Source organism: Mycobacterium sp. E1747, from assembly GCF_001667775.1.
In the GTDB taxonomy this organism is placed as follows: Bacteria; Actinomycetota; Actinomycetes; order Mycobacteriales; family Mycobacteriaceae; genus Mycobacterium.
This window is the reverse complement of record NZ_LZJI01000212.1, coordinates 1-7,738: the sequence shown is the minus strand read 5'-3', so window position 1 is coordinate 7,738 and position 7,738 is coordinate 1. Positions and strand designations below refer to the sequence as shown.

General features: G+C 69.9%; 8 protein-coding genes and 1 pseudogene. 5 read left to right on the top strand and 4 right to left on the bottom strand.

The features are described from left to right. The 3 genes from rpoZ to metK all read left to right on the top strand — a co-directional run. Positions 1-281 (top strand): DNA-directed RNA polymerase subunit omega (gene rpoZ / locus A5695_RS22770; RefSeq protein WP_067275905.1); only part of this gene is annotated, 281 nt, incomplete at its 5' end. A gap of 14 nt (positions 282-295) precedes the next feature. Continuing rightward, on the top strand, positions 296-1,543 hold the full coding sequence (gene coaBC, locus A5695_RS22765) for a bifunctional phosphopantothenoylcysteine decarboxylase/phosphopantothenate--cysteine ligase CoaBC (protein ID WP_068087623.1): 1,248 nt from the start codon (positions 296-298) through the stop codon (positions 1,541-1,543). 97 nt (positions 1,544-1,640) lie between these two features. Then, a complete protein-coding gene (gene metK, locus A5695_RS22760; RefSeq protein WP_068087621.1) occupies positions 1,641-2,852 on the top strand; it encodes a methionine adenosyltransferase in 1,212 nt (403 codons plus the stop codon). Here the strand turns inward: metK and A5695_RS22755 are convergent. The 4 genes from A5695_RS22755 to A5695_RS22745 form a co-directional block, all read right to left on the bottom strand. Continuing rightward, positions 2,836-3,408, bottom strand: coding sequence for a pyridoxamine 5'-phosphate oxidase family protein (locus A5695_RS22755; RefSeq protein ID WP_068087618.1), 573 nt, complete (start codon positions 3,406-3,408; stop codon positions 2,836-2,838). The genes metK and A5695_RS22755 overlap by 17 nt on opposite strands. A 66-nt stretch (positions 3,409-3,474) precedes the next feature. Continuing rightward, complete coding sequence (locus A5695_RS22750) at positions 3,475-4,959, bottom strand: NAD(P)/FAD-dependent oxidoreductase (RefSeq protein WP_068087626.1); 1,485 nt, start codon at positions 4,957-4,959, stop codon at positions 3,475-3,477. A gap of 9 nt (positions 4,960-4,968) precedes the next feature. Next, positions 4,969-5,091 carry a hypothetical protein gene (locus A5695_RS29870; RefSeq protein WP_369830229.1) on the bottom strand — a complete coding sequence of 41 codons (123 nt, stop codon included), beginning with the start codon at positions 5,089-5,091 and terminating at the stop codon, positions 4,969-4,971. Between the two features lie 22 nt (positions 5,092-5,113). Continuing rightward, complete coding sequence (locus tag A5695_RS22745) at positions 5,114-6,076, bottom strand: alpha/beta hydrolase (RefSeq protein ID WP_068087615.1); 963 nt, start codon at positions 6,074-6,076, stop codon at positions 5,114-5,116. On the opposite strand from A5695_RS22745, the gene A5695_RS22740 reads away from it, so the two are divergent. Together A5695_RS22740 and A5695_RS22735 are read left to right on the top strand one after the other, a co-directional pair. Beyond that, positions 6,075-6,809 (top strand): lysoplasmalogenase, encoded by a 735-nt coding sequence (locus A5695_RS22740; RefSeq protein WP_068087612.1) that lies wholly within the window; start codon positions 6,075-6,077, stop codon positions 6,807-6,809. The two genes, A5695_RS22745 and A5695_RS22740, sit on opposite strands and share 2 nt — an antisense overlap. Before the next feature lie 46 nt (positions 6,810-6,855). Then, positions 6,856-7,671, top strand: a pseudogene (locus A5695_RS22735) (primosome assembly protein PriA); the annotation flags it as partial. Positions 7,672-7,738 lie beyond the last annotated feature (67 nt).

Below are 7,738 nucleotides of genomic sequence, written 5' to 3'. Positions count from 1 at the left end.
GGTTCGACCCATCGGCTGGCGGGCAGGGCGCCTACGACACCCCGCTGGGCATCACCAACCCGCCCATCGACGAGCTGCTGGACCGCGTGTCGAGCAAGTACGCCCTGGTGATCTACGCCGCCAAGCGGGCCCGTCAGATCAACGACTACTACAACCAGCTCGGCGAGGGCATCCTCGAATACGTCGGGCCGCTGGTCGAGCCGGGGCTTCAGGAAAAGCCGCTGTCGATCGCGCTGCGCGAGATCCACGCCGACCTGCTCGAGCACACCGAGGGCGAGTAACAGGCCGGCGCGCTGTGGACCGAAGAAGGGTTGTCGTCGGCGTCTCCGGTGGCATCGCCGCTTATAAGGCGTGCACGGTCGTTCGTCAGCTCTCCGAGGCCGGCCATCTGGTCCGCGTCGTCCCCACCGAATCCGCGCTGCGGTTCGTCGGGGCCGCCACGTTCGAGGCGCTCTCCGGCCAGCCGGTGCACACCGGCATCTTCGAGAACGTCCCCGAGGTCCCGCACGTCCAGCTCGGCCAGCAGGCCGACCTGGTCGTGGTGGCGCCGGCCACCGCGGACCTGCTCGCCCGCGCGGTGCACGGCCGCGCCGACGACCTGCTGACCGCCACCCTGCTCACCGCGCGGTGCCCGGTGCTGTTCGCGCCGGCCATGCACACCGAGATGTGGTTGCACCCGGCCACCGTGGACAACGTGGCTACCCTGCGTCGCCGCGGGGCGGTGGTGCTGGAACCGGCGTTTGGGCGGCTCACGGGCTCCGACAGCGGCTCCGGTCGGCTTCCCGAGGCTGAGGAGATCACCACGCTGGCCCAGCTGCTGCTGGAGCGCCACGACGCGCTCCCGTACGACCTGGCCGGCTGCAAGCTGCTGGTGACCGCCGGCGGAACCCGCGAACCGATCGACCCCGTGCGCTTCATCGGTAACCGGAGCTCCGGCAAGCAGGGCTACGCGGTGGCTCGCGTCGCCGCCCAGCGCGGCGCCGAGGTCACGCTGATCGCCGGGCACACCGCCGGCCTGATCGACCCGGCCGGCGTCGAGGTGATTCACGTCAGCTCGGCCGAGCAACTCGGCGACGCGGTGGCCAAGCACGCGCCCGCGGCCGACGTGCTGGTGATGGCGGCGGCCGTCGCGGACTTCCGTCCCGCGCAGGTTTCCGCCGCCAAGATCAAAAAGGGCTCCAATGATCAGGAACGGCCACCGACGATCGAGCTGGTCCGCAACGACGACGTGCTGGCCGGCGCGGTCCGGGCGCGCGCCAATGGTGAGTTGCCCAACATGCGGGCCATCGTCGGGTTCGCCGCCGAAACGGGCGACGCCAACGGCGATGTGCTGTTCCACGCCCGTGCCAAGCTGCGCCGCAAGGGCTGCGACCTGTTGGTGGTCAACGCGGTGGGCGACGGCAGGGCGTTCGAGGTGGACAGCAACGACGGCTGGCTGCTGGCCTCCGACGGCACCGAGTCCGCCCTGCAACACGGCTCGAAGACGCTGATGGCCAGTCGTATCGTGGACGCGATCACCGCGTTCCTGCACGGCGGCGGGTAAGACGGTTTCGGTTTTGCTGTGGCGCGGGGCCAGGTGCCGGCCGGCCCGATGCCAGCCGATATAATTCGGTTAACTAACTATTCGGAAGGATTCGATTGTGAGCGAAAAGGGTCGCCTGTTTACCAGTGAGTCGGTGACTGAGGGACATCCCGACAAGATCTGTGACGCGATCAGCGACTCGGTCCTCGACGCCCTGCTGGCGCAGGACCCCCGCTCACGTGTCGCGGTCGAGACGCTGGTCACCACCGGTCAGGTGCACGTCGTCGGGGAGGTGACGACGACGGCGAAAGAGGCGTTCGCCGACATCACCAACACGGTGCGCGCGCGCATCCTCGACATCGGTTACGACTCCTCGGACAAGGGCTTCGACGGGGCGTCGTGTGGGGTGAACATCGGCATCGGCGCCCAGTCGCCCGACATCGCCCAAGGAGTCGACACCGCCCACGAGGCGCGCGTCGAGGGCGCCGCGGACCCGCTGGACTCCCAGGGCGCCGGCGACCAGGGCCTGATGTTCGGCTACGCGATCGCCGACACCCCCGAGCTGATGCCGCTGCCCATCGCGCTGGCCCACCGGCTGTCGCGCAAGCTGACCGAGGTGCGCAAGAACGGCACGCTGGGATACCTGCGCCCGGACGGCAAGACCCAGGTCACCATCGCCTACGAGGACGACGTCCCGGTCCGTCTGGACACCGTGGTGATCTCCACGCAGCACGCGGCCGACATCGACCTGGAAAAGACGCTGGATCCCGACCTGCGGGAGCACGTGATCAAGGCCGTGCTCGCCGAACTGGCGCACGACACCCTCGACTCGTCGGGGACGCGCGTGCTGATCAACCCGACCGGCAAGTTCGTCGTCGGCGGCCCGATGGGCGACGCCGGGCTGACCGGCCGCAAGATCATCGTCGACACCTACGGCGGCTGGGCTCGCCACGGCGGCGGCGCCTTCTCCGGCAAGGACCCGTCGAAGGTGGATCGCTCCGCGGCGTACGCGATGCGCTGGGTGGCCAAGAACATCGTCGCCGCCGGGCTGGCCGAGCGGGTCGAGGTGCAGGTGGCCTACGCGATCGGGAAAGCCGCCCCGGTCGGGTTGTTCATCGAGACCTTCGGTACCGCGACGGTCGACCCGGTCAAGATCGAGAAGATCGTGCCCGAGGTGTTCGACCTGCGTCCCGGCGCGATCGTGCGCGACCTGGACCTGCTGCGCCCGATCTACGCGCAGACCGCCGCGTACGGGCACTTCGGCCGCACCGACGTCGACCTGCCGTGGGAGCGGCTGGACAAGGTCGACGAGCTCAAGCGCGCGATCTAGGCAGCGGGTGGTCGGCGTCTAACGCCGGCAATCCATCGATGCTTCGCCGGTTGCGCCCGACGAGGCGAACGTACGCCTCATCGGGCGCCTTGCCGTGGTAGTCGTCGAGCACCGGCCGTTCGTCGACGAGTTCGTAGTACGGCACCGCGAACCCGCACGCGTCGGCGATTCGCTCGAGGTCGACCACGATGACGGCGCGCACCCCCGCGTGCGGGGTCCCGAAATGGCCGACGAGTTCGCCGAACTCGGCGTCGTCGGGACGGACGACCCGTCCCGTGCCGAACAGCCGCAGGATGCGCGAGTTGCGGGTGAACGAGCAGAACATGATGGTGATCCGGCCGTTGTCCCGCAAGTGAGCGATCGTTTCCACACCGCTGCCGAACAGGTCCAGGTAGGCCACGGTGTGGTCGTCGAGCACCGCGAAGGTGTCTCGATACCCCTTGGGGGAGAGGTTGATTCGGCCACCCTCGGACGGCGCGGTGGCGACGAAGAACATGGCCTGATCGTTGATGAACTCGGTGAGCGACTCGTCGAGACGCGGAAATTCCTTGGCCACGGGTTGCAGCCTAGCGTCGCGCGGTGACAACACGCACCAGGTTTCCCGCGCGGCCGGCAGGCGCCACTACCCGGTGAATCGGTAGTCGTTGAGATCGAAGCGCCGGCTGCGCCAGTAGGCCTCCACCGTGGTGGTGGGGCGCAGTGGCACGTCACCGTTCTTGTCGAAGTAGTAGCTGTTGGCCAGCCGGCAGCTGTCCTGCCAGAAAACTTGCCGATGCCGCCGGCGCAGCATCTCGGCGAAGTACCGGTCGTTGGCCTCCCCGGTGACCTCCACGCGCGTGGCGCCCTCGCGCCGCGCCCTTTTCAGGCACCGCACGACGTGATGCGTCTGCGTCTCGATCAGCGCAAAATACGACGAGCCCACGTACCCGTACGGCCCGAACACAGTGAACAGGTTGGGGAAATCGGGCACGCTGACGCCCTCGTAGGCCTGCAGCCGGCGCTCGGCCCAGAACCGGCTCAACGACTTGCCGCCGCTGCCGGTGACCGCGAACGTCGGGACGTCGTCGGGATCCATCACCTTGAAACCGGTGGCCAGGATCAGCACGTCTATCTCGTGGGCTGCACCGTCGGTGGTGGCCACCGCCGTGGGCGTGACCTTGTCGATCGGCTCGGTGACCAGCCGCACGTTGCCGCGGTTGAAGGTGGCCAGGTACTCGTTGTGGAACCCGGGGCGCTTACACCCGACCGCATAGCGCGGGGTGAGCTGGTCGCGCACCGTCGGATCGTGCACCTGTTTGCGGAGGTAGGCCAGCCCGGCCGACTCCATCCGTTTGGCCAGCGGCACCACCGTGAAGTAGTGCGCGGAGATCGGGAAGGTGACTTCGACGAAGGCCTGACTGAGCAGTCGCTGCACGACCTTGCCTCCGGGAACCCGCATCAACCACCGGGCCGGCGCCGGCAACGCGACGTCCAGCTTGGGGAAGCACCAGATGGGCGTGCGCTGAAAAACGGTGAGCTGCTTGACGATCGGCGCGATCTCGGGGATGACTTGGACGGCCGAGGCGCCGGTGCCGATGATCGCGACGCGCTTGCCGCTCAGGTCCTGACCGTGATCCCACCGCGCGGTGTGCATGGTGACGCCGCCGAAACCGTCCACGCCGTGGATGTCGGGCAGGTTGGGGACGGTCAGGACGCCGCAGGCGCTGATCAGGAAGCGGGCGGTGACCGTGCCCCCCGGGTCGGTCTGCACCCGCCACAGGGACTGCTCGTCGTCGAACTCGGCGGACTGCACCTTGGTGTTCAATCGGATTCGGGACCCGATGCCGTATTTGTCGACGCAGCGTTCGGCGTAGGCCTTGAGTTCGCGGCCCCGCGCGTAGGTGCGCGACCAGTCCGGGCTCTGCTCGAAGGAGAACTGGTAGGAGAACGACGGGATGTCCACGGCGATGCCGGGATAGGTGTTCCAATGCCAAGTCCCGCCGACCCCGTCGCCCGTCTCGACGACGAGGTAGTCCGACAATCCGGCGTCGTCGAGCTTGATGGCGGCGCCGATCCCGGAGAAGCCGGCGCCGACGATCAGCGTGTGGTAATCGGGAGTGCTGCTCATCATGACCGTCTAGGGGTGTAGCGCTTTTTTCAGCGCGGCCAGCCCGCGGTCGGTGGCGGCACAGGCCGCGGGGATCACCAGGGCGAAGTTGGCCCGGTCGGTCCCCGGTCGAACGAAGGTTGGCTCCGCCATGGATTCACCGTACGCTCCGGCTTCACCGGCGCAGCCCCGTTCGCAGGGCCGTCAGCCCGCGTTCCATCGCCGCGGTGGCCGCGGGCACCACGCCGCCGTAGCCGAGGTAGCCGTGTACCAGGGTCTGGGCGTTGTGCACCTCGACGGTCACGCCGGCAGCCGCCAGCCGTTCGCCGTAACGGATCCCGTCGTCGCGAAGCGGGTCGTAACCTGCGACGGCGATGTAGGCGGGCGGCAGGTTGGACACGTCGCGAGCCCGCCCGGGCGCCATGCCCGGCGGCGGGGCGGACAGGTCGACGTCGCCCGCGTACCAACGCGAGAACTCCGCGACGGCTTTGACGTCGAGGATCGGTGCGCCGGCGTTCTCGGTGAAGGACGGCAGCGAGGCGTCCCACATCGTCGACGGGTACCACAACAGCTGGAACGCGATGGCCGGTGCGCCGTGGTCACGCGCCCGATGTGCCATCACCGCGCTGATCGTGCCGCCGGCCGAGTCCCCGGCCACGCCCATCCGGTTTGGGTCACCGCCCAGCTCCGGGGCGTGTGCGGCGGCCCAAAGCGTTGCGGCCCAAGCGTCTTCGATCGCGGCGGGGTAGGGGTGCTCCGGCGCCAACCGGTAGTCGACGGAGACCACGATGGCGTCGGCGCCGACCGCGTGCTGGCGGGCGGTGCCGTCGTAGCTGTCGAGATCGCCGACCACGAACCCGCCGCCGTGAAAATACAGCACGACGGGCGCCGCGGCGCTCTCGGATTCGATTGGGGGCCAATAGATCCGGACGTCGATCGGCCCTCCGGGGCCGGGGATGGCTCGGTCCTCGACGCGCAACTCGGGGTGCAGGGGCCGGCGGGGCAGGTCGCGGAACCGCTGTCGCGCCGCGTCGACGCCCTCCTCGGTGGATAGCCGGAACGGAACCGCATCCAGTACCTTCTGCAGGATGGGGTCGATAGCGGGCTTTTCGTCGGCTGTGTTGTCCAAGCTGGGCATGGACGTACCGTACGCACCTCGACTGGTGTTCGGTGGCTGGGTGCTGGCCGGTTGGGCGGCCCTCGGCTACGGCGTGTACCTGACGGTCTTGGCATTGGGTTCGGAGCCCGGGGCCGAACTGACCGGGCACTGGGTGGCGCAGCCGTCGTTCAAGGCGTCGATGGCGTTGTTGCTGACCGCCGCCGCGGCGGGCCACGCCGTCGTCCGTGAGCGCCGGTGGCTGATGCCGGCGCTGCTGTTGTCGGCCATCGGTGACTGGGCGCTGGCGATCCCGTGGTGGACCCAGTCGTTTGTCGTGGGGCTGGGCGCATTCCTGTTGGCGCACTTGTGTTTTCTGGGCGCGCTGCTGCCCCTGGCCGCCAGGCGCCCGTCGGGATGGCGCGTCGCCGCCGTGGTCGCCATGGGCCTGGCCACCGTCGCGCTGCTGGCCTGGTTCTGGCCGCACCTGGGCAAGCTGACGCTCCCGGTGACGGCCTACATCCTGGTGCTGACCGCGATGGTGTGCGCCGCCCTGGTGGCGAAGCTGCCGACGATCTGGACGGCGGTGGGGGCGGTGTGCTTCGCGGCATCCGATTCACTGATCGCCGTCGGCCGCTTCATCTTGGGCAACGACGCGCTGGCCGTGCCGATCTGGTGGTCGTACGCCGCGGCGCTGATCCTGATGACGGCGGGGTTCTTCTTCGGTCGTGAGACGCCGGCCGACGCCGGCAGCCCGGAACCGGCCGAAAGCTGACCCGGACGGTACGGGGATTGAGCACGAGCCGGGCCATGAGAGCGCCTTGAGCGGCGCCGCGCGCACCCCCGTTCAGGTCGAGCCCATCGCCCGGGTGCTGCCGATGCTCTCGGTGCCGCACCTGGACCGCGAGTTCGATTACCTGGTGTCGGCCGAGCAGTCCGACGACGCCCAGCCGGGGGTGCGGGTGCGGGTGCGGTTTCACGGCCGGCTGGTCGACGCGTTCGTGCTGGAACGCCGCAACGACACCGACCATCAGGGCAAGCTCGGCTACCTGGACCGTGTCGTCTCCGCCGAACCGGTGCTGACCCCCGAGATCCGTCGGTTGGTCGACGCGGTCGCCGCGCGCTACGCCGGGACCCGGCCGGACGTCCTGCGCCTGGCGGTGCCGGCCCGGCACGCCCGGGTGGAGCGCGAACCGGCGGCGGTGGTGCGGCCGTCGCCGCCCGCGCCCGTCGACCCGTCGGCGTGGGCGGTCTATGGGCGGGGCGCCCAGTTCCTGGACGCCCTGGCCGAGTCACGGGCCGCGCGGGCCGTCTGGCAGGCCCTGCCGGGGGAGTCCTGGACGGACCGATTCGCCGAGGCCGCCGCGCAGACGATCCGCGCCGGCCGGGCGGTGCTGGCGATCGTGCCCGACCAGCGCGACCTGGACTCGCTGTTGCGGGCCGCGACCGCGCGCATCGACGAGAGCGGCGTGGTGGCGCTGTCGGCCGGGCTGGGGCCGGCCGCCCGCTACCGGCGGTGGCTGGCGGCGCTGCGCGGTCAGGCCAGGCTGGTGATCGGCACCCGCAGTGCGGTGTTCGCGCCACTGAGCGACCTGGGCCTGGTCATGGTGTGGGCCGACGCGGACGACAGCCTGGCCTGACCGCGCAGCGCCGCCAGCCACCGCCGGTAGCGGGCGGCCGGCCCCAGCCCGGCCGACAGCGCCA